This is a genomic window from Actinomadura sp. WAC 06369 (assembly GCF_003947565.1).
Taxonomy (GTDB): domain Bacteria; phylum Actinomycetota; class Actinomycetes; order Streptosporangiales; family Streptosporangiaceae; genus Spirillospora; species Spirillospora rifamycini.
The window spans coordinates 1-361 of sequence record NZ_QHJN01000441.1; the positions used below are offsets into that span (position 1 = coordinate 1).

1 pseudogene is annotated in these 361 nt (G+C 79.8%); it reads left to right on the plus strand.

From position 1 onward, the window contains the following. A pseudogene (locus DMH08_RS40750) lies at positions 1–361 on the plus strand (hypothetical protein); the annotation flags it as partial.

A 361-nucleotide genomic window follows, 5' to 3' on the forward strand; every position in this document is an offset into this window, starting at 1 on the left:
GACGCTGCACTGGTCGCCCGGCACCGACATCCCGGTCGCGACCGGGCCCGAGCGCCGGCAGGAGCCGCCGTCCGAGCCGTGGCAGGCGCCCGCCCCGCCGGCCACCCCGGAACCCTGGTCGGCGGACTCCCAGCCGCCCGCCCGGCAGGAGCCGGCCGCCGATCGGACGCTGATCGTCCCGAACCCGGGCGCGGAGGAGCAGGAGAAGCCCCGCCCGAAGGTCGACGACCAGGCGACGCTGCACTGGTCGCCCGGCACCGACATCCCGGTCGCGACCGGGCCCGAGCGCCGGCAGGAGCCGCCGTCCGAGCCGTGGCAGGCGCCCGCCCCGCCGGCCACCCCGGAACCCTGGTCGGCGGAC